The following is a 19942-nucleotide window of genomic DNA, read 5'->3' as shown; positions in this document are numbered from 1 at the left end:
TCAGAAGTGGTAGACGTCCACCACGTGGTGGATGTAGTCGTTCTTCAGGACGACCGTCTTGCGCCGGATCAGCGGGGCGTCGCCGGCGAAGTCGATGGTGTAGAACGACGTGCCGTAGTACGGGTCGACGGTCTTGTAGCGGAAGTACATCGTGTGCCAGTTGAACCGCACGTCGACCTGGTCGCCGCGGCGCTCGATCACCTCGACGTTGCCGATGTTGTGGCTGGTCCGAGGCTCCGGGAGCGACGTCGCGCTCGAGCGCTCGGTGCGGATCCGGAAGACCCGGTCCTCCAGGCCGCCCTTGTTCGGGTAGTAGATCAGCGAGATCTCGGTCCGCGGGTTCTCGACCAGCCGGTCGTCGTCGTCCCACGACGGCATCCAGTACTCGCAGTCGTCGGCGTAGCAGTCCAGCCACTGCTCGAACTCACGGTCGTCCAGGTACCGCGCCTCGCGGTACAGGAACTGCTCGATGTCGTTCTGGGTGATCAGCTTGCTCATCGCGCGCTCCGTTCCCGCGCGACGGCCTCGCGCATCACCGTCAGCCAGTAGCCGTGCTGAACCGGATACAGCCCTTCGTCCTCGTTCTTCAGGCCGGCCGAGACCACACCGTGCATGTCCAGCGCCTCCGCGACCGGATCGGGCCCCTTCAGCCAGTGCTGCGCGCCCCGGCTCATGTCGTTCCACGGCGCGGCCGATGCCTGGAACGTCAACTGACAGGAGCGGAACTCCTCGAGATCGTCCGGTGTGGCCATTCCGGAGGCGTTGAAGAAGTCCTCGTACTGCCGGATCCGGTGCGCCCGTGCCTCCGCGCTCTCGCCCTTCGGCGCGATGCAGTGGATCGTCACCTCGGTCTTGTCCGGAGCGATCGGCCGGAAGTGCCGGATCTGGGTGCTGAACTGGTCCATCACGTACACGTTCGGGTAGAGGCACAGGTTGCGGCTGCCCTTGACCATGAACTCGCCCTTGGCTTCGCCGTACAGCGCCTTCAGCTCGTCCATCCGGTCCCACAGCGGACGGTCCTGCGGGTTCGCCGCCCAGGTCCACAGGCACAGGTGCCCGTTCGGGTAGGACCAGTACCCGCCACCGGACTTGCCCCAGCCGCCGGCGTCCAGGGCCTTCACGTCGTTCTTCGACTCGCCGGTACCGCGGCGCGCGGTGGTGGCCGCGTAGTTCCAGTGGGTTGCGGTCACGTGGTACCCGTCGGCGCCGTTCTCGGCCTGCACCTTCCAGTTGCCGTCGTACGTGTACGTCGACGACCCCCGCAGTACCTCCAGGCCCTCGGGCGACTGGTCGACCAGCATGTCGATCACCTTGGTGGTGTCGCCGAGGTGCTCCTCGAGCGGAAGGACGTCCGGGTTCAGGCTGCCGAACAGGAAGCCGCGGTAGTTGCCGAACCGCGCCACCTTGGTCAGGTCGTGCGACCCGTCGGTGTCGAACGAGTCCGGGTACCCGGCCCCGTCCGGGTCCTTCACCTTGAGCAGCTTGCCGTCGTTACGGAAGGTCCACCCGTGGAACGGGCACGTCAGGGTCGGCCGGTTGTCGGTCCGGCGCCGGCAGATCATCGCGCCGCGATGCGCGCACGCGTTGATCAGGCAGTGCAGCTCGCCGTCGCGGTCCCGGGTGATGACGATCGGTTGACGGCCGATGTACGCGGTCAGGTAGTCGCCCGGGTCCGGCAGCTGGCTCTCGTGCCCGAGGTAGATCCAGTTGCCCTCGAAGATGTACTTCAGCTCCAGCTCGAACAGCTGCTCGTCGGTGAAGATCCGCCGGTTCGCGCGGTAGATGCCGGCCGCCGCGTCGTCGATCACCGCGTCGGCGAGCACGCTCTCCAGGTCTTCCAGCATGTCGGTCATGTGTCCTCCAGGTGGACCTGCGTGATGCGGGCCACCGTGGCACCGCCGCGGCCGCGGCGGCACCAGGGCACTGCCTAGTCCTGACCCAGGGCGGTATTGATACGTGTGATCAATGGATCGAGCGGAACTGAGTACTTGTTCTGACTCAATATTCGTACGTACCGTGAATCAATCCACCCGATCGGAGCCGGAGGGCAACCGATGGAGCTGCGGCATCTGCGGTACTTCGCGACCGTGGCCGAGACCTGTCATTTCGGGCAGGCGGCCGAGCGGTTGCACATGGCGCAGCCCGCGCTGTCGCAGTCGATCCGGCAGCTGGAGGCCGAGCTGGGCGCGGTGCTCCTGACCAGGACGACCCGGCAGGTCCGGTTGACCCCCGCGGGTGAGTTCTTCTACGACGAGGCGCGCCGCATCCTGCACCAGCTCGACGGCGCGATCAGCGGCGTCCGGCGGGTCGCCGACGGGCACCGCGGCCTGGTCCGGATCGGCTTCACCGGTACGGCGGCATTCACCCAGCTACCCCGCTTCGCTCGGATCCTGCAGAGCCGGCTGCCGGACGTCGCACTCGAGGTGCATGCCGACATGCTCACCCCCGCGCAGACCGAAGGACTGCTGGACGGCAGCCTGGACCTCGGCGTCCTGCGCCCGCCCGCGTCCGGTGACCTGGAGGTGCGGACGATCGAGAGCGAGCCGCTGGTCCTGGCGATCTCCGCCGACCACCGACTCGCCGACGGGCCCGAGATCGCGCTCACCGACCTCGCGACCGAGGCGTTCGTGCTGTATTCGCGGAACTCCGCCGTCAACGACGCCGTCCAGCGCGTCTGCCAGGAGGCCGGGTTCACGCCGCGCCGCGAACACGAGGCGCCCGGTACGGCGGTCCTGCTGCCGCTGGTCGCCGCCGGTCTCGGTGTCGCGCTCGTCCCCGGGTCCGTCCGGGCCGTTCCGCTCGACGGGGTCGTGTTCCGCGAGGTGCGCGACGCCGGATCGATCGACCTGGCCCTGGCCTGGCGCCGCGACGAGTCGTCGCCCCTGGTCGGCTCGGTGCTCGCCGAGCTCGACGCCGCCGGCATCTTCCGTCCCGCCCACCCGACGGCTGAGGAGCCCACCCGATGAAGATCACCGAGATCGAGGCCATCCCGTTCGCGATCCCGTACCGCAAGCCGCTGTACTTCGCCAGCGGATCCGTCGAGGTCGCGCAGCACGTCCTGGTCCGGGTGCACACCGACGACGGGATCGTCGGCATCGCGGAGGCGCCGCCGCGGCCGTTCACGTACGGCGAGACCCAGGCAAGTGTCGTTGCCGTCGTCAACCAGCTGTTCGGGCCCGCGATCGTCGGCACCAGCCTGCTCGAACGCGAGCTGATCATGGCCCGGCTGAACCGTACGGTCGGTAACCCGGTGGCCAAGTCCGCCGTCGACATGGCCGTCTGGGACGCGCTCGGGCGCACCCTCGACCTGCCGGTGACCGATCTGCTCGGCGGGTACTCCGACCGGATGCGGGTCTCCCACATGCTCGGCTTCGACGAACCGGCCGCGATGGTCGCCGAGGCCGAGCGGATCCGCGACCGGTACGGCGTCCGGACCTTCAAGGTGAAGGTCGGGCGGACGCCGTACCAGCTGGACACCGCGGTCGTGCGGGCGTTGCGGGAGGGGCTCGGCGACGACGTCGAGTTGTACGTCGACGGCAACCGCGGCTGGTCCGCCTCGATCGCGGCCCGGGCGATGCACGAGATGAAGGACCTCGGGCTGCTGTTCGCCGAGGAACTCTGCCCCGCGGACGACGTCCTCGGGCGGCGCTGGCTGGTCGGGCAGTGCGACGTACCGTTCATCGCGGACGAGTCCGCGGTCACGCCGGCCGACGTGACCCGGGAGATCCTCGGCGGGGCGGCGACCGCCGTCAGCATCAAGACCGCGCGCACCGGGTTCACGTACTCGCAGCGCGTGCATCACCTGGCCGAGGGGCTCGGGGTGGAAGTGGTGATGGGCAACCAGATCGACGGGCAGCTCGGCACCATGTGCACGGTCGTCTTCGGGTCGGCGTTCCGGCTCACCACACAGCGTGCCGGTGAGCTGTCGAACTTCCTGGACATGAGCGACGACCTGCTCACCGAACCTCTCCAGATCACCGACGGCACCCTCGCCGTCCGCCCCGGCGCCGGACTCGGCGTCGACATCGACCCGGACAAGCTGGCGCACTACCGCCAGGACAGGAGCTGATCATGACCCAGACCGCCCACGACACAGGCACCGACACAAGCAACGACACAAGCAAGGACACAAGCAACGACAAGGCCACCGCGGCCGCGTCCGGCATGTCCGCCACCGAGCGGTTCAAGACCGACAAGCGCGCCGGTTCCGGCGTACCCAAGGAGCGCGTCGACCTGCTGGCCCGCGAGGTGCTGGACGGGATCCACGCCACGATCCGCCGGCACAAGGTCACCTACGACGAATACAACGCGCTCAAGGCGTGGCTGATCAAGGTCGGCGACGACGGCGAGTGGCCGCTGTTCCTCGACGTCTGGGTGGAGCACGTGATCGAGGAGGTGGCGACCGAGCACCGGGAAGGCAGCAAAGGCACCATCGAAGGCCCGTACTACGTGCCCGACGCGCCCGAGCAGGGAGCGAACGGATCGGTCCCGATGCGTCCGGACGAAGGCGGCGTACAGCTGACCTGGACGGGCCAGGTCACGTCGACCGACGGTTCACCGCTGGGCGGCGCGAAGGTGGAGCTGTGGCACGCCGACAACGACGGGTTCTACTCACAGTTCGCACCCGGGCTGCCGGAGTGGAACCTCCGGGCGACCTTCACCACCGACGACCAGGGCCGCTTCGAGATCCACACGGTACGGCCGGCGCCGTACCAGATCCCGACCGAGGGCGCGTGCGGCCGGCTGATCGACGCGGCCGGGTGGCATGCCTGGCGTCCGGCGCACCTGCACGTCAAGGTGTCCGCTCCGGGGCACGAGCTCCTGACCGCCCAGCTGTACTTCCCGGGCGACGAGCACAACGACGACGACATCGCGTCCGCCGTCAAGCCGGAGTTGCTGCTCGCGCCGCAGCCCACCGAGTCGGGTGAGTCGGTGAGCTACGGCTTCGTCCTCGACCCGTCACAAGAACGTTGACAGCAGCAACGTCATCAGCAGACCCATCACCGAGATGACGGTCTCCATCACCGACCAGGTCTTGATGGTCTCGCCAACGGTCATTCCGAAGTACTCCTTGACCAGCCAGAACCCGGCGTCGTTGACGTGCGAGAAGAACAGCGACCCGGCACCGATCGCGAGCACCACCAGCGCGATGTGAGTCGTACTCAGGCCACCCGCCAGCGGTGCGACGATCCCGGCGGCCGTCACGGTGGCGACCGTCGCCGAGCCCGTGGCGAGGCGGATCAGGACGGCGACGATCCAGCCGAGGAGCAGCGCCGACAGGTTCGCGGCGATCGCGATCTTCGCGATCGCCGTACCGGTGCCGCCGTCGACCAGGACCTGCTTGAACCCACCGCCGGCGCCGACGATCAGCATCACGCCGGAGATCGGCAGCAGGCTCTCGCCGATCTTCTTGCTCAGCTCGGGAATGCCGAAGCCGACCGCGGTGCCGAAGGTGTACATCGCGACCAGTACGGCGATCAGCAGCGCGACCACCGGATCACCGATGAACTGCAGCACCGGATAGATCGCGTTGTCCTTGCTCATCCAGACGTCCGACGCGGCCTTGATCAGCATCAGCACGACCGGCAGCAGGACGGTGGTCAGCGTCGCGGCGAAGCTCGGCGTCCCGGTCCGGACGGTGCCCGGCGCGGTCCCCTGGCTTGTCCCCTGGGTCGTCCCTTGGGCCGCCCCCTGGATCGTGCCCTGCGGAGCGGCGTGCTGCGGGTTGTGCGGTGCGGCCGACGTTCCGTCCTGCGGCCGTTCGGGCTCGGAGTCGTGGTGGCCGGAGCCGACCTCGAGCGCGGCGCCCGCGGCACCGATCGGGACCCACTTCGCGGCCAGCCGGCCGAACAGCGGACCGGCGACGATCACGGTCGGGATCGCGACCAGCAGACCGAGCGCCAGCGTGATGCCGACGTTGCCCTTCAGGACGCCGATCGCGGCCAGCGGACCGGGGTGCGGCGGCACGAACCCGTGCAGTACGGACAGGCCCGCCAGCGCCGGGATGCCGAGGAGCATCGCGCGCGCACCGGTACGCCGTACCGCGAGAACGACCACCGGGATCAGCAGCACGAGGCCGATCTCGAAGAACATCGGGATGCCGATGATGAACGCGATCAGCGCCATCTTCCACGGCAGCCCACCCGATCGACCACGCAGCAGCGTGTCGACGACCTGGTCGGCACCACCGGAGTCGGCCAGTAGCTTGCCGACCATCGCGCCGAGCGCGATCAGCACGCCGACGTACCCGAGGACGCTGCCGACCCCGTTCTCGTAGGACTTCGTGACGTCACCGGCCGCGATCCCGGACGCGACGCCGACGAACAGCGCGCCGATCGTCAGCGACAGGAACGCGTGCACCTTGAGGGCCACGATCAGTACGACGATGATCGCGATACCCAGCACCGCCATGATCAGCACCCGGGTGTCGTGCCCGTTCCAGGGCGCGTGCACGTCCGCCTCAGCCACCAGCGGAAGACCGACTTCGTAAGCGAGACTCATAGCTCTCCTCCGGTCGCAACCCCCTCTCCGCAGTTTGCCACCAACACCCGGATTCCGCCGGACGGCGCGACGCATTACTCGCGTCGGCTCGTGTAAACCAGTGACATGTCTCTTCCTGCGGAAGTCGTCCCACCGGTCCGGATCGAGGTCGGCCCGGGTCACCACCTGGCAGTCCGGCGGCGGGGAGCGGGCGGCGTACCGCTGCTGCTTGTGCACGGATTCCCTTGCACGAGCCGGATCTGGTCGCACAACGTCGTGCCGCTCGCCGAGGCCGGGTTCGACGTGGTCGCGCCGGACCTGCGCGGGTACGGCGAGTCGGACTTCGCACCGGACGGGTTCTACGACCTCAACGCCTTCAACACCGACCTGATCGGGTTGCTCGACCGGCTCGGGTGGGAGCGGGCGGTGGTCGCCGGGCACGACCTCGGCGCGATGATCTCGGTCGACCTCGCGAACCGGCACCCCGAGCGGGTCGACCGGCTGGTGATCCTGGACGACTCGATGCCCGACCTTCCCGCGGAGTTCGCGGCCGCGGGCATCCCGCCGAGCCGGCCGAAGCCCGCGGTTCACGACTACCAGCGCCGGCAGGGGCGCGAACCCGAGCAACTGATCGCCGAACTGGCCACGCCCGAGCAGCGCCGCCGCTACGTCGCCGAGTTCTACGGCCACCGGATGTGGTGCCCGCCGGACGCGTTCGACGACGCGGACCTGGAGTTCCTCACCGAGCCGTACGCCGACGCCGAGCGGCTGCGCGCCTCCTTCGCCGACTACGAGGTCTTGATGGGCACCCGTGCGCTGTCCGCGCCCGAGCTGCTCGACCGCCCGGTCGAGCAACTCACGCTGCTGCTGATCGGCGCCGACCAGGTCACGCTCGGCGAGCATGTGGACGAACGTGCCGCGATCGCGCTGCCGAACGCCGTCGGCCCGTTCTGGATCAAGGGCGCCGGCCACTTCCTCCCGTGGGAACGCCCGAGGACGGTCAACCGCGCGATCCGGTCCTTCTGCGGCGACCTCCTCGGCCCTCCGGCGTCTCAACCGGCGTCTTCCGTGACGGCCTGATCGGCCGGACCAGCCGGTGTGGTTCGAGGTCTTGCGGTCGAATTATCGATCACTTACTGTCTGAGCCAACGGCCGAAATGTGATCGATAACTTTCTTCCGGACCTGCACGTCGCGCGACCTCCCCGCCCATGTGAGGACCATCGTCATGCCTCGAACCCGCTTCTTCCGACCCTTGCTCGCCGGCCTGGTGGCGGCGACCGCGACCGTCGCCGGACTGCCGTCCGTCGGCGCCCCGCCCAGCGCACCGACGTACACGAACCCACTGATGAGCGACATCGCCCAGGCGTTCTCCGACGCCGGGCTGATCCGCGCCAAGGACGGCGCCTGGTACGCGTACGCGACCAACACCAGCCTGACCCGCGAGAACGCCCAGAACGGCGGACCGCAACACCTGATCCCGATGGTCCGCTCCACCGACCTAGTGCACTGGACGTTCCTCGGCGACGCGTTCAGCCAGGCCAACCACCCGCAGTGGGCCGGCTGGCCGCAGAAGGGGTACTGGGCGCCCGACGTCCGGTACGTCGACGGCGAGTACTACATGTACTACTCCGCCCCGGGCTCCACCTCGCTCGACGCCGCGATCGGCCTGGCCACCGCGCCGACACCGGCCGGCCCGTGGACCGACATCGGCCACCCGGTCGTGAACTTCGTGAAGGACAGCGAGGTGATGGAGATCGACCCGATGATGTTCATCGACTCCGACGGCACGAAGTACCTGTACTACGGCTCGTTCCGCAAGGGCGGCATCCACGTCGTCAAGCTCACGGCCGACGGCCGCAACACGGACGGCGAGTCCACGCAGGTGGTCTCCGGCGAACGCGGTGAAGGCACGTGGGTCCAGAAGCGCGGGCCGTGGTACTACCTGTTCTACTCCGGCTACGGCTGCTGCATGGGCAGCGACGGCGGTGGCGGCTACCCGGTGCTCGCCGGGCGTTCCACCTCCCCCACCGGTCCCTTCGTCGACGAGAACGGCCGGTCGCTGACCTCGAACCAGCCGGGCGGTTCGATCGTGAACTCGTTCAACGGCAATTCGCTGAACGCCACCGGCCACAACGCGATCACCGTCGACCGCTCCGGCCAGGAGTGGAACATCGTGAACTCCGACATCCGTGCCGACCGCAGCTGGGGCGGACGCCCGCAGTCGATGGACCGCCTCGACTGGGTCGGCGGCTGGCCCACGGTCCGTGCCGGGCAGTGGACGTCCGACACACCGCAACCCGCCCCTGACACGACCGCGACCGTCGGCAGCACGTTCGACTCGTCCGATCTGACCGGCTGGCGTTCGGTCTCCGGCGATTGGACCGGCAACGACGGGTACGCCGCCTCCACGTCGGCGTCCGGGCTGCTCGTCAGCCAGAAGAGCGGAACGGCCGACTACCGCGTCGAGGCGGACCTGCGGACGTCGTCCGGACCGGCCGGTGTCGTGTTCGGGTACCACTCGTCGCGCAACTACGCCGTTGCCTGGCTCGACCCGCAGCGCGGTGTGCTCCGCGTCGAGCAGCGCGTCGGCGGCAGGGTCGTCGGTACGACGGAACGCCCGCTGTACCAGGGATTCCGGTACGACACCTGGCACTCGGTCACCGTCGAGGTCCGGAACGGCCGCGCCGTGGTGCAGGTCGCCCCGTCGATCGGCGACAACTCGCTCGGCGAGATCGACGTCCAGCTCGCACCCGGGCTGAGCGGGCCCGTACAGTTCGGGCTCACCGGTACCGCGCAGGGCGACAACCTCGCGATGACCAAGCTGTACCAGCCGGTGACCCACAAGATCGCCGATCCGAAGGCCGGTCCGCTGCTCCCGGCGTACAGCGACGAATTCACCGGGACGGACACCGGCTGGCACTGGACCGGCGCGAACCAGGGCCAGGTCGCGAACGGTCAGCTGAACTGGGACACGCAGGCAACGAACCTCAGCACGGACGCCACCGTCGCGCTCCGCGATGCGCCGGAGGGCGACTTCACCGTGGAGACCAAGCTGACGCTGCCGTTCGCCAGTACGACGGGCAACGGCCGGGCCGGACTGATCGCGTGGACCTCGCGGACCAGCTCGTTGCAGCTGGCACCTACGCGGACGAACGCCGTACAGCAGGCGTTCCTGTGGCCGGGCGCCGACCCGAGCCCGTGGCCGGAGGCGATCCAGCTCGGGCCGAGCGCGGACACGATGTGGCTGCGGCTGCGGCACACCACGCGGGACGGGCAGCACCTGTTCCAGGCGGCGACCAGTCTGGACGGGAAGCACTGGCAGTGGGGCAGCTACTGGTACCTGCCGGCCGGGCCGCTGAAGTTCGGGCTGATCTCGATGGGCGGCGCCGGGTCTACCGCACACTTCGACTACGTGCGGACGTACGGAGCAGCCTCATGACCATCACGCGCCGTACCTTGCTCGCCGGTGGTGCGGCCGGCGTGTTCGCCGCGGGGTTGTTGCCGGGTCTGCCGGCCTTCGCGGCGCCGGCCGACGAGGACGGCTATGACCTCTGGCTCCGCTACCGGCCGCTACCCGACCGCGACGACCTCGCCCGGCAGCTCTCCCATATCGTTGTCGTCGGCAACCATGCGGTACTGCGTTCCGCCGGCGCCGAGTTGTCCCGCGGGCTGTCGGCGATGCTCGGCCGGCCGGTGCCGGTGCAGGACGGCGCCGGCAAGAACGCGGTCGTCGTACAGGTGGGTGATCTCGCGGCGGAAGGCTTCACGATCAAGCGCCGGGCGGACCGGGTGGAGATCACCGGCGGTGACGAACGGGGCGCGCTGTACGGCGCGTTCCGGTTCCTCCAGCACCTGCAACGTCAACGACCGCTGCAGGGCCTCGACCTCGCCGACCGGCCCGCGTCGCCGCTGCGGATGCTCAACCACTGGGACAACCTCAACGGCAGCATCGAGCGCGGGTACGCCGGCAAGTCCATCTTCGCCTGGGACGAGCTCCCGGGGCTCCGCGAGCGGTACGTCGACTACGCGCGGGCCATCGCGTCCGTCGGCGTCAACAACACCGTTGTCAACAATGTGAACGCCAGCGCGGACTTCCTCCGCAGCGAGCGGCTGACCGGGCTCGCGGCACTGGCCGGTGTGCTCCGGCAATGGGGCGTGCGGCTGTGGCTGTCGGCGAACTACGCCGCGCCGATCACGCTCACGGCCGGACAGGTCCCTGTGGCCGACCCCTTCGATCCGGGTGTGCAGAAGTGGTGGCAGGACAAGATCGACGAGATCTACCGGCTCATCCCGGACTTCGGCGGGTTCCTTGTCAAGGCCAACTCCGAAGGCCAGCCGGGGCCGCTCGACTACGGACGGACCCACGCCGACGGCGCGAACATGCTCGCCGACCGGTTGGCGCCGTACGGCGGCAAACTGGTGTGGAGGTCGTTCGTCCACGAGGGGTTCTCGGACTGGGCGCAGTACCAGTACAACGTGTTCCATCCACTCGACGGGCAGTTCCACGAGAACGCTGTCGTCCAGACCAAGAACGGACCGATCGACTTCCAGGTCCGGGAGCCGGTGAATCCGTTGTTCGGCGGATTGCCGCGGACGAACCAGATGGTCGAGCTGGAGATCACGCAGGAGTACACGGGGCATGCGACGCATCTGTGTTACCTGGTGCCGGAGTGGAAGACGGTTCTCGGATTCCCGACGTACCAAGGTCCCGGCAGCGGGCCGACGGTGGCGGAGGTCGTCACCGGGATGGCCGGTGTCGTCAACATCGGCGACGACCGCGACTGGACCGGGTACCAGCTGGGCGCCGCGAACACGCACGGATTCGCGCGGCTGGCGTGGAACCCGCGGCTGTCCGCGGACGAGATCGTGACCGAGTGGATCGAGCTCACCTTCGGGCTCGACAGGCAGGTCGGTTCGGTGCTGAAGGCCATCATGCTGCAGTCGTGGGAGACCTACGAAAGCTACACGTCGCCGCTCGGCATGGGCTATCTGACGTATCCGCTCGGCGCGCACTTCCTCCCTGATCCCGCGTCTACTCACAATCTGTCGCACTACACCACGTCGGAAGGCACCGGGTTCGACCGCACGGCGGTGTTCCCGAAGTTGTACGCCGACCATTGGCGGGACATCTACGGGTCGCTGGAGAACTGCCCGGACGAGTTGTTGCTGTTCATGCACTGGGTTCCCTATACGCATCGGCTGAAGTCCGGCAAGACAGTTGTCCAGCACATCTACGACAGTCATTTCGACGGGTACGAGCGGGTGCTGGAGTTCCGGCGGGCCTGGGGACGGCTGGCGGGGCGGGTCGACGCGGCCCGGCACGCCGATATCGCGGCGACGTTCGACGCGCACGTCGTCGAGGCGGAGCGCTGGCGGGACACGATCGTGTCGTACTTCTACGGGTACTCGCGGATCCTGTCGACGGGGACCGAGTGGCTGCAGGTCGAGTACCCGAACCGCGGGCTGCTGATCGGTGGGGCGGCCAACGATCTGCCGCTGGTCCTCACGAACGCGTTCCGAACCGCGCAGACCGTCACGGCGTCGGTCCGGCCGGTGGACTCGTCGTGGAAGGTCGGGACGACGACGGTGGCGATCGAGTCGGGTGCGTCGGCGAGCATCACGGTGCCGGTCACTCCCCCGTTGCTGACGGACCTGGTGGACCTGGCGATCGACACCGGGCGGACCGCGCTGGGTGCGGAGCATCAGACGTTCGTGGTCACGCCGGACGCGGCGCAGTGCCGGCTGGCGCTGGACATCGGGACCGCCGACAGCCCTCTGGTGCCGGGGTACGCGCGGGTGTCTCCCGGTACGACCTGGGACGTCACGCGCGGGTACGGCTGGGTGGGTACGGCGCCGCAGCCGCGCGACCGTGGCGCCGCCTGGGACGCGCTCCGGCGGGACTTCGTCGGCGATTACCCGGCGCGGACGTTGCGGATCACGCTGCCGCCCGGGAAGGTCCGGCTGTCCGCGCTTGTCGGCGACGGCGGACCCGACTGCCCGCCGACGATCATCTCCGAAGCCGGCACGGTGCTTGCCGCGTCGACCGATCTCCCCGGCGGCGTCTTCACCTGGATCCACGCCGACCTAGACGGCGGCCCCGCGGGTCGCACCGCCGACCTCGTCCTGGACAGCGAACCCGACCGCTTCTGGCACCTGGGCGCGCTGGTCCTCACCTAGAACCGACCGGGCCCGTGGTCTCCCGGAAGATGATCTCGGTGGGGGCCGCGGGCAACGGTTCTGGTTCGGGTTCGTTGCGGAGGGCGGCGATCAGCCGGCGCATCCCGTGGCGGCCGGAGGACTCCCGGTCGACCCGCACGGTGGAGAGTGCCGGCGTACCGTAGCGGACCAGCGTGAGGTCGTCCCAGCCGGTCACGCTGAGGTCCCCCGGCACCCGCCACCCGCGCTCGAGCGCCGCCCGCAGCACCCCGGCCCCGATGTGATCGCTCGCAGCGACAATCGCCGTCACCGGCGTATCCTCCGGCAACGACCGCACCGCCGCCGCCCCGGTCTCCGGATGCCACGGCCCGTCGTACACACCGTGCGACCGCAACCCCAGCCGCTCACACGCCTTCAGATATCCCGACCGCCGCAGCTGCGCCGACTTCCAGTCCTGCGGACCCGCTACATGGAACAGCTCCCGATGCCCGAGCGCGGCCAGCCGCTCGACCAGCTCCTCCATCGTCGACTCGTCCGCCGCCACCGCCTCGACCGCCCGCAACCGGTGGTCGAACTCGTCGGTCTGTACGACGACCCCGCCGGTCTTCACGGTCAACGGCGTCACCGACAGCACGCCGTCCACCTGCCCGCGGCCCAGGATGTCGTCCGCGAGCCGGCTCAGCGCGGCCGGGTCCTCGTCCACGCCGATCACGATCTCCACCTGGTACCCGAGCCGCTGCGCCTCCTCGCACGCCGCCTCGACGGTCCGCTCCGGCCCGGTCCACCCCGGCAGGATGATCGCCACCACCCCGGTACTGCGGGTCCGCATCGCCCGCGCCGTCAGGTTCGGCCGGTACCCGAGCTCGTCGACCGCCGCCTTGATCCGCGACGAGGAGTCCGCCCCGACGGTCGGATCCGCCCGCAGGTACCGCGACACCGTCTGGTGCGAAACCCCCGCCAGCGCGGCCACGTCGTACATCGTCGGCCGCCGCTGCGCACTCATGCCCGCAACGATACTGGCGCAGGGCGGGGGTGGTGTCAGTCAGGCGGGGCCAGCAACCGATCGAGCACCTCGCCCGCCTCGTCGTACCCGGCGTCGGCGATCCGCTGCAGTTCCCGGAGATCGCGGGCGGCCGCCGCGCGCCTGGTCAGCAACTCACCGGCGTGCAGGCACCCCTCGTCCAGTAGGTCGCTCAGCTCCTGGACGTCGTCGCGCGCCTCGGCCAGGTCGGCGAGCCGGTCCAGCGCACGCTCGTTGCCGTCGTCGGCGAGGGCGCGGAGAGTTTCACGGTCGAAGCTGTTCATCCGGCGAGCCTGTGGCCTTGCCCCAGGGGAAGGTCAAGCTGGTGCCGTGATCACGATCGGCCAGTTGGCGCAGTACGTCGGTGTCTCGACCAAGACGATCCGGGTCTACCACGCGAAGGGCCTGCTCCCGGAGCCGCCACGGGACGCGTCCGGGTACCGCCGGTACACCGCCCAGGATCTCGTCGAGGTGATCAAGATCCGTACCCTGGCCGAGTCCGGCATGCCGCTCGCCAGGATCGCCCGGCTCACCGCCGGCTCGCCCGGCGACCTCCGGTCCGCGGCAGGCGCGGCGGAGGCCGAGCTGTCGGCCCGCATCGACCGCCTGGTCGAGACCCGCGGCAGACTCCGTGAGCTTGCCGCCGGCAACAACCCGTTCCTGCCCGGCGAGGTGGAGCAGCAGCTGCGGCGCCTGCACGACCTCGGTTTCTCGGACCGCTGGATCGCCCTGGAACGCGACCTGTGGATCCTGGCGTTCGCGACCGACCCGGAGACCGCGCACCGCTACTTCGCCGACCAGGCCGAGGCGCAGGCCGATCCGGTGCTCGGCCGGCTGTACCTCGACTGCGACCGTGCCCATGACCTCTCGCCGGACGACCCCGAACTCGACGACCTCGCCGCACGGATCGTCGACGCATCACTCGCCCGCTACCCCGCCGACGAGCTGCGCGAACAGCTCGCCGGCGCCGCGCTCCCTCAGCTCGTCCAGTCCTCGGTCAACGCGTCCTCGCCGGCCTGGGAGCGCCTCGACGCACTGATCCGCAGCGGCCTCCGCCGAGCCGTCAGCTGAGGTGGTGCACCTCCTGGAGGGAGTAGACCGGGGTGGGGAGGTTCTCGTAGCGGGCCTTGAGCTGGAGGGAGAGGTAGAGCGAGTAGTGCCGGGACTGGTGCAGGTTGCCGCCGTGGAACCACAGGGCTTCCTGCTGGGTCGGTTTCCACATGTTGCGTTGCTCGCCCTCCCACGGGCCGGGGTCCTTGGTGGTGTCGGAGCCGAGGCCCCAGCACTTGCCCACGGCATCGGCCACCTCTGGTGAGATGAGGTCCGCGGCCCAGCCGTTCATCGAGCCGTAGCCGGTCGCGTAGACGACGAGGTCGGCCTGCAGTGTCGTACCGTCCTCGAGGACGACGGCGTCCTCGGTCAGGTGCGAGACCTGGCCGTGGGCGAGCTTGACGTCGCCGTTCGCCACCAGGTCCGCGGCGCCGACGTCGATGTAGTACCCCGAGCCGCGCCGCAGGTACTTCATGAACAGGCCCGATCCGTCGTCGCCCCAGTCGTGCCGGAAGCCGGATGCCTCCAGGCGGGCGTAGAAGTCCTTGTCCTTCTCGGCCATCGCCTGGTACGCCGGGATCTGGAACTCGTGCAGGATCCGGTACGGGATCGACGCGAAGATCAGGTCCGCCTTCTCGGTGGTCACACCGGCGGCGAGCGCGCGCTCGGAGTACAGGTCACCGAGGCCGTACTCCATCAGCGAGTCGCTCTTCACGATGTGCGTGCTCGACCGCTGCACCATCGTCACGTCGGCGTCGTGTTCCCACAGCGCGCCGCAGATGTCGAAGGCGCTGTTGTTGGAGCCGATCACCACGCACCGCTTCCCGGCGTACGCGTCCGGACCGGGGTGCGCCGACGAATGGTGCTGATCGCCGCGGAACACGTCCTGGCCGGGCAGGTCCGGGACGTTCGGCTTCCCGGACATGCCGGTCGCGAGCACCAACTGCTTCGGGCGCAGCGTCAACTCCTGGCCGTCCCGTTCGACCACGACCGTCCACTCACCGTCGGCGTACGACGCGGACTTCGCGACCGTGTTCGACCAGTACGGGACCTCCATCGTCTTCACGTACGACTCGAGCCAGTCGCCGATCTTGTCCTTCGGCGCGAACACGGGCCAGTTGTCCGGGAACTTCAGGTACGGCAGGTGGTCGTACCAGACCGGATCGTGCAGGCACAGCGACTTGTACCGGTTCCGCCACTGGTCCCCTGGACGCGGGTGCTTGTCGATCACCAGCGCCGGTACGCCGAGTTGCCGCATGCGTGCGCCGAGCGCGATCCCGCCCTGCCCGCCGCCGACCACCAGGACGTACGGCTGCTCGGCCGACCCGAGCGTCTCCGCCTCCGCCTGACGCCTCTCCTTCCACGTCTGCCGGTTCTTGTCGGCACCGTGCTGCGCGCCCATCGGCCGCCGTACGCCGCGCGGTTCCTCGAACCCCTTGAGCTCCCGCAGCGTGGTCAGCAACGTCCACGCCTTGTCCTGCCCGTCCTCCTCCACGAGCCGGAGCAGCCCGGCACCGCGCCCGACGCCGGTCTCGAACTCGAACCACGCGGTGACCACCCCATCCGCGGCATCGGCCGGCTCCGTCAGCCGGAACCCGCTCGGATCGGTGTTCTCCACCGTGTTCGTCAACAGGTCCGCGACCCCGTCGGGGTTCTCGACGGTCTTCAGGTTCCACGTGAACGCGACCAGGTCGCGCCAGAAACTGGTGGTCGCGAACAGGCCCGCCGCCCGAGGGACGTCGCGCTCCCGCAGCGCGTCCTCGAACGCGGTCAACCAGTTCGTGGCCCGGTCGTCTGCCGGCTGCCGGCTGGTCGGCTTCTCCTCGGTCTGGGTCATGCGCACAGGACACCGCTCGCCGCCCACCCGCGACCAGGGTTGCATCATGTTGCAGCGTGGCGACCGTCACAGTCCCGGCCTACGATGATCCGCAAGGCGGGAGGTGCGATGACGACAGCGAGTTCGGCGTACGGCGCGATCCCGCCGGGCACGGACCTCACGCTGCGTGCCCGGGAGCTGGTCCGGATCCACGACGCAGTGCTGAGCGGCGTACGGCCTCCGCAGCGGCCGCGGGCGCTGGTCGCGCGGTCGTGGTCGCGGGTGATGAACCTCGGGCTGGCGGCGGACCACGTCAACGCGCGCCGCCCGCTGAGCCAGGAGGAGCTGGTACGCCGTCGCAGTACGTCACGGCTCTCGCTCGTGATCGACGAGCTGCGGCGGGTGCTGACCAGCGTCGCGGACGCCTCGCTGTTCCTGATGGTGGTGTGCGACGCGGACGGTGTCGTGCTCTGGCGGGAGGGTGCGCCGCGGGTGCAGCTGACCGCGGACCGGCTCGGCTTCCTCGAAGGGATGCTGTGGACCGAGCAGGTCGTCGGCACCAACGCGATCGGTACGGCACTGGCCGAGGCGGCACCGGTGCAGTTGTTCTCGGCCGAGCACTACGAGAGCCACCAGCACCCCTGGTACTGCACCGCCTGGCCGATCCACGACCCGCGGGACGGCGCGCTGCTCGGCGTCGTCGACGTGAGCGGGCCCGCGCTGACGCTGCACCCGGCGATCGCGGCGCTGGTGGAGAGCGCGGTCCGGCTGTCCGAGGCGGCGCTGTGGCGGCACCACCAGGAGCGGCTCGAGATCCTCCGCCGGTCGACCGAGGCGGTGGTGAGTTCCACCAACGGTCCGCTGCTGGTCGTCGACGACCACGGGTGGGTCGCGCACCACGCCGGAATCGCGGCGCGCGACCGGATCGACGTACCGCGGGCCGACCGGGCGGTCGCCGTACCAGGGCTCGGGCTGTGCCTGCCCGAACGCCTCGGCGACGGCTGGCTGATCCGCCCGCGCGAGGCCGGCGCCACTGTGCGGGCCCGGCTGTACCCAGGACCGGAGCCACGCCTCGAAGTACTCCGGGACGGCGAGCCGTGGCGTACGTCGCTCACGCCACGGCACGCCGAGATCCTGGGCGCCCTTGTCACCGCCGGACCCGACGGGCTGACCGCCGCCGATCTCAGCACCCGCCTCTACGGCGACGCCCACCACGAGGTCACCATCCGCGCCGAAATCTCCCGCCTCCGCCGCGTCGCCGGCGCCCTCGTCTCGACCCACCCCTACCGGATCAGCCGCGGTGTCGAGCTAGCCGTTCACATGTCGACGCACGCAAGCCCGACAGACTGGTAGCTGTTGTCCGGCCGACGGTGCCAACCCTGTGCACAGACGTTGCCGGACCCGGTACCGGAGAAGGTGATCGACGCCTCCTGAGCACCCCACGGACGATCGCCGCCCGAGTGGTGGGTCCGATGGTCCGGTCCGAACACGTCCAGGTGCCCGTAGCTCTCGTGCGCCACGAATGTCCCGAACGCGTCCCAGCCGTGGCCGTTGTACCTCGCGTACACACAGACGGTGCTGGTGCAGCCGCGCTTCCATCCAGTGCTGTCCGGCGAGTACGACTGCGGCGCGGCGACAGCGGTGCCGGCCTGGGTGAACGCCGCACCGACGAGCATGGCGGACGCTACGAGCTTGTTGATTCGCATGTCGTCTTCCCTCTCGGTAGGGCGTTCAGAGCTCGACGCAGGCGAGACCCTGCGAGACGTAGTGGTTGTCCGGGTAGCGGTACCAGCCCTGGGCGCAGATCCGCCCCAGGCCTGTTCCGTGGAACGTCGTCGAGGCGTCCCCCGGCTGCCAGGACCGGTCGCCGCCCGAATGGTGCGTGACGTGGTCCGGACCGAACACGTCCAGGTGCCCGTACGAGATCGGCGCTCGCACTCCACCGAACGCGTCCCAGCCGTGGCCGTTGTACCTGGCGTACACGCAGGTCTTGAAGTTGCATCCAGACTTCCAGCCCGAGCTCAGCATCGTCTGGACCGACTGGACCGTCGGCTGGGCCGCTGGGCGGCTCGGAGTGGCCGCCGCCCCGGCCGCACCGGTCGGCAGGATCGCCGCGGCACCAAGCACGACCGCGGCCGTCAGAAACTTACGCATTGTCGCTCCTCAGGATCTTGGTCCGGCCCCCTGCCGGACCACATACCTAGAAGCTAGAAACACGCGCTGACGACCCGCTTACTATCCGCTTACGACCCGCTCCGGGTCGTAGACGCTCACCCGGCGCGGGCCGGCCTTCGGCCAGGTCATGGACCCGGGGTTGCGGGCCTCGCGGCGGATGCGGCTGTCGACAACGAAACGGCAGGTCTTCTCCTTCACCCTGGCACCGAGGCGGCCGGGGATGAACAGGTTGACCGCTGTGTCGTCCTTGCGGGCGAGCTGGCGGATTCCGGCCTCGCGGCCGAGGCTGATGCAGGCCCCGCTGAAGCGGAGTTCGAGTGGTGCGGGCTCGGTGCCGGCGATCCTGCTCAGGACGGTGTCTGCGGCCTGCGCGCCGAGCGGACCGGCTGCATACGTACTCATCCGCAGCGGCTGCCCGGACGGCGCGACCGCGTCGCCGGCGGCCAGGATCCGGTCGTCGTCCACCGAGGTCAGCGTCTCGTCGGTGAGCAGCCGGCCGGCCCGGTCCGTGCGCAGGCCGCTCGCCGCGGCGAGTTGCGGCACGCCGAACCCGGCGGTCCAGATCGTCAGCGCGCTGCCCTGGACGATGCCGTTCTCCAGCGCGATCTGGTCGGCGCGGACCTTCGTCACCGGCTGGTGTTCGAGTACGTCGACGTCGTGCTCGGCGAGCCACCTCGCGACGTACCGACGGCCCTTGGTGCTGAGCGTCGGAGCGAGGGACCCGCCGCAGATCAGCCTGACCGTGCGCCCGCGGCCGGCGAGCTCGGCGGCCGTTTCGATGCCGGTGAAGCCGCCGCCGACGACAATGATCGGGGCGTCGCGCGGAAGGTCGTCGAGCCTGGCACGCACGCGTTCCGCCGTTTCGTACTCGGCGATGTCGAACGCGTGCTCGCTGACCGGGGTCGTCGCCCTGCTGCCGACGGCGTAGATCAGGTAGTCGTAATCGAGCGTCGCACCGGACGCCAGCTCGACGGCGCGGGCGCCGGCGTCGATCCGGGTGGCGCTGTCGACGACCAGGTCGATGCCGTGGCCGAGCAGCGTGCCGTAGTCGATCGTCACGTCCCCGGTGCGGGCGACGTACTGGTGCAGCCGGATCCGCTCGACGAACCGAGGGCGCGGGTTGACCAGCGTGACGTCGACATCCGTGCGCGACCGGAGGCGGTTCGCGGCCAACGTGCCGGCGTATCCGCCGCCGAGGACGACGACCTTGTGGTGTTCGGACATCCTGAGAGTTCCTTCCGTG

17 protein-coding genes are annotated in these 19942 nt (G+C 69.5%); 8 read left to right on the top strand and 9 right to left on the bottom strand.

The features are described 5' to 3' along the window. Together benB and benA are read right to left on the bottom strand one after the other, a co-directional pair. A complete protein-coding gene (gene benB / locus AB0M51_RS22335; protein WP_344195868.1) occupies nt 1-498 on the bottom strand; it encodes a benzoate 1,2-dioxygenase small subunit in 498 nt (165 codons plus the stop codon). Beyond that, nucleotides 495-1853, bottom strand: coding sequence for a benzoate 1,2-dioxygenase large subunit (gene benA / locus AB0M51_RS22330; RefSeq protein ID WP_363750197.1), 1359 nt, complete (start codon nt 1851-1853; stop codon nt 495-497). Before benA ends, benB begins: the two co-directional genes overlap by 4 nt. A 201-nt stretch (nt 1854-2054) precedes the next feature. Here benA and AB0M51_RS22325 point away from each other — a divergent pair, with 201 nt between their 5' ends. Genes AB0M51_RS22325 through catA form a run of 3 tightly spaced genes read left to right on the top strand, consistent with a single transcriptional unit; the run spans nt 2055 to nt 4974 of the window. Next, the gene (locus AB0M51_RS22325) at nt 2055-2966 is read left to right on the top strand and encodes a LysR substrate-binding domain-containing protein (protein WP_344195872.1); all 912 of its coding nucleotides are present in this window, start codon (nt 2055-2057) and stop codon (nt 2964-2966) included. After that, nucleotides 2963-4069 (top strand): enolase C-terminal domain-like protein, encoded by a 1107-nt coding sequence (locus AB0M51_RS22320; RefSeq protein ID WP_363750195.1) that lies wholly within the window; start codon nt 2963-2965, stop codon nt 4067-4069. The genes AB0M51_RS22325 and AB0M51_RS22320 overlap by 4 nt, the downstream gene beginning before the upstream one ends. Before the next feature lie 2 nt (nt 4070-4071). Further along, on the top strand, nt 4072-4974 hold the full coding sequence (catA, locus tag AB0M51_RS22315) for a catechol 1,2-dioxygenase (protein ID WP_363750193.1): 903 nt from the start codon (nt 4072-4074) through the stop codon (nt 4972-4974). Here the strand turns inward: catA and AB0M51_RS22310 are convergent. Continuing rightward, nucleotides 4960-6411 (bottom strand): SLC13 family permease, encoded by a 1452-nt coding sequence (locus AB0M51_RS22310; protein ID WP_363750810.1) that lies wholly within the window; start codon nt 6409-6411, stop codon nt 4960-4962. The two genes, catA and AB0M51_RS22310, sit on opposite strands and share 15 nt — an antisense overlap. A gap of 195 nt (nt 6412-6606) precedes the next feature. Here AB0M51_RS22310 and AB0M51_RS22305 point away from each other — a divergent pair, with 195 nt between their 5' ends. The 3 genes from AB0M51_RS22305 to AB0M51_RS22295 all read left to right on the top strand — a co-directional run bounded on the left by AB0M51_RS22305 (nt 6607) and on the right by AB0M51_RS22295 (nt 12658). Continuing rightward, entirely contained in the window at nt 6607-7560 is a 954-nt protein-coding gene (locus AB0M51_RS22305; protein WP_363750191.1) for an alpha/beta hydrolase, read from the top strand. A 146-nt stretch (nt 7561-7706) separates the two neighbouring features. Next, a complete protein-coding gene (locus AB0M51_RS22300; protein ID WP_363750189.1) occupies nt 7707-9920 on the top strand; it encodes a family 43 glycosylhydrolase in 2214 nt (737 codons plus the stop codon). Continuing rightward, complete coding sequence (locus tag AB0M51_RS22295; protein ID WP_363750187.1) at nt 9917-12658, top strand: alpha-glucuronidase family glycosyl hydrolase; 2742 nt, start codon at nt 9917-9919, stop codon at nt 12656-12658. The genes AB0M51_RS22300 and AB0M51_RS22295 overlap by 4 nt, the downstream gene beginning before the upstream one ends. Here the strand turns inward: AB0M51_RS22295 and AB0M51_RS22290 are convergent. Then, on the bottom strand, nt 12651-13640 hold the full coding sequence (locus AB0M51_RS22290; RefSeq protein ID WP_363750185.1) for a LacI family DNA-binding transcriptional regulator: 990 nt from the start codon (nt 13638-13640) through the stop codon (nt 12651-12653). The genes AB0M51_RS22295 and AB0M51_RS22290 overlap by 8 nt on opposite strands. A gap of 35 nt (nt 13641-13675) precedes the next feature. Then, the gene (locus AB0M51_RS22285) at nt 13676-13942 is read right to left on the bottom strand and encodes a hypothetical protein (RefSeq protein WP_344195887.1); all 267 of its coding nucleotides are present in this window, start codon (nt 13940-13942) and stop codon (nt 13676-13678) included. 46 nt (nt 13943-13988) lie between these two features. Here AB0M51_RS22285 and AB0M51_RS22280 point away from each other — a divergent pair, with 46 nt between their 5' ends. Continuing rightward, complete coding sequence (locus AB0M51_RS22280) at nt 13989-14729, top strand: MerR family transcriptional regulator (RefSeq protein ID WP_344195889.1); 741 nt, start codon at nt 13989-13991, stop codon at nt 14727-14729. On the opposite strand, the gene AB0M51_RS22275 is transcribed toward AB0M51_RS22280, so the two are convergent. Next, nucleotides 14722-16545 (bottom strand): NAD(P)/FAD-dependent oxidoreductase, encoded by a 1824-nt coding sequence (locus tag AB0M51_RS22275; RefSeq protein WP_363750182.1) that lies wholly within the window; start codon nt 16543-16545, stop codon nt 14722-14724. The genes AB0M51_RS22280 and AB0M51_RS22275 overlap by 8 nt on opposite strands. Before the next feature lie 108 nt (nt 16546-16653). Here AB0M51_RS22275 and AB0M51_RS22270 point away from each other — a divergent pair, with 108 nt between their 5' ends. Further along, nucleotides 16654-17877, top strand: a complete 1224-nt coding sequence (locus AB0M51_RS22270) for a GAF domain-containing protein (protein WP_344195893.1) — start codon at nt 16654-16656, stop codon at nt 17875-17877. Here AB0M51_RS22270 and AB0M51_RS22265 read toward each other — a convergent pair. The 3 genes from AB0M51_RS22265 to AB0M51_RS22255 all read right to left on the bottom strand — a co-directional run bounded on the left by AB0M51_RS22265 (nt 17841) and on the right by AB0M51_RS22255 (nt 19923). Beyond that, nucleotides 17841-18230: a hypothetical protein gene (locus AB0M51_RS22265; protein WP_344195895.1), complete on the bottom strand. Its 390-nt coding sequence runs from the start codon at nt 18228-18230 to the stop codon at nt 17841-17843. The two genes, AB0M51_RS22270 and AB0M51_RS22265, sit on opposite strands and share 37 nt — an antisense overlap. A 25-nt stretch (nt 18231-18255) precedes the next feature. Beyond that, nucleotides 18256-18678 (bottom strand): hypothetical protein, encoded by a 423-nt coding sequence (locus tag AB0M51_RS22260; RefSeq protein WP_344195897.1) that lies wholly within the window; start codon nt 18676-18678, stop codon nt 18256-18258. Nucleotides 18679-18759: 81 nt separating this feature from the next. Continuing rightward, on the bottom strand, nt 18760-19923 hold the full coding sequence (locus AB0M51_RS22255; RefSeq protein WP_363750179.1) for an FAD-dependent oxidoreductase: 1164 nt from the start codon (nt 19921-19923) through the stop codon (nt 18760-18762). Between the last annotated feature and the right edge of the window lie 19 nt (nt 19924-19942).

The organism is Kribbella sp. NPDC051137, assembly GCF_040682535.1.
GTDB lineage: Bacteria > Actinomycetota > Actinomycetes > Propionibacteriales > Kribbellaceae > Kribbella > Kribbella karoonensis.
This window is presented reverse-complemented; position numbering and strand designations above follow the sequence as displayed.

What these genes read in the sequence shown, in the direction of transcription:
- benB (WP_344195868.1), bottom strand. Translation starts at nt 498, where the DNA reads ATGAGCAAGCTGATCACCCAGAACGACATCGAGCAGTTCCTGTACCGC.
- benA (WP_363750197.1), bottom strand. Translation starts at nt 1,853, where the DNA reads ATGACCGACATGCTGGAAGACCTGGAGAGCGTGCTCGCCGACGCGGTG.
- AB0M51_RS22325 (WP_344195872.1), top strand. Translation starts at nt 2,055, where the DNA reads ATGGAGCTGCGGCATCTGCGGTACTTCGCGACCGTGGCCGAGACCTGT.
- AB0M51_RS22320 (WP_363750195.1), top strand. Translation starts at nt 2,963, where the DNA reads ATGAAGATCACCGAGATCGAGGCCATCCCGTTCGCGATCCCGTACCGC.
- catA (WP_363750193.1), top strand. Translation starts at nt 4,072, where the DNA reads ATGACCCAGACCGCCCACGACACAGGCACCGACACAAGCAACGACACA.
- AB0M51_RS22310 (WP_363750810.1), bottom strand. Translation starts at nt 6,411, where the DNA reads ATGGCGGTGCTGGGTATCGCGATCATCGTCGTACTGATCGTGGCCCTC.
- AB0M51_RS22305 (WP_363750191.1), top strand. Translation starts at nt 6,607, where the DNA reads ATGTCTCTTCCTGCGGAAGTCGTCCCACCGGTCCGGATCGAGGTCGGC.
- AB0M51_RS22300 (WP_363750189.1), top strand. Translation starts at nt 7,707, where the DNA reads ATGCCTCGAACCCGCTTCTTCCGACCCTTGCTCGCCGGCCTGGTGGCG.
- AB0M51_RS22295 (WP_363750187.1), top strand. Translation starts at nt 9,917, where the DNA reads ATGACCATCACGCGCCGTACCTTGCTCGCCGGTGGTGCGGCCGGCGTG.
- AB0M51_RS22290 (WP_363750185.1), bottom strand. Translation starts at nt 13,640, where the DNA reads ATGAGTGCGCAGCGGCGGCCGACGATGTACGACGTGGCCGCGCTGGCG.
- AB0M51_RS22285 (WP_344195887.1), bottom strand. Translation starts at nt 13,942, where the DNA reads ATGAACAGCTTCGACCGTGAAACTCTCCGCGCCCTCGCCGACGACGGC.
- AB0M51_RS22275 (WP_363750182.1), bottom strand. Translation starts at nt 16,545, where the DNA reads ATGACCCAGACCGAGGAGAAGCCGACCAGCCGGCAGCCGGCAGACGAC.
- AB0M51_RS22270 (WP_344195893.1), top strand. Translation starts at nt 16,654, where the DNA reads ATGACGACAGCGAGTTCGGCGTACGGCGCGATCCCGCCGGGCACGGAC.
- AB0M51_RS22265 (WP_344195895.1), bottom strand. Translation starts at nt 18,230, where the DNA reads ATGCGAATCAACAAGCTCGTAGCGTCCGCCATGCTCGTCGGTGCGGCG.
- AB0M51_RS22260 (WP_344195897.1), bottom strand. Translation starts at nt 18,678, where the DNA reads ATGCGTAAGTTTCTGACGGCCGCGGTCGTGCTTGGTGCCGCGGCGATC.
- AB0M51_RS22255 (WP_363750179.1), bottom strand. Translation starts at nt 19,923, where the DNA reads ATGTCCGAACACCACAAGGTCGTCGTCCTCGGCGGCGGATACGCCGGC.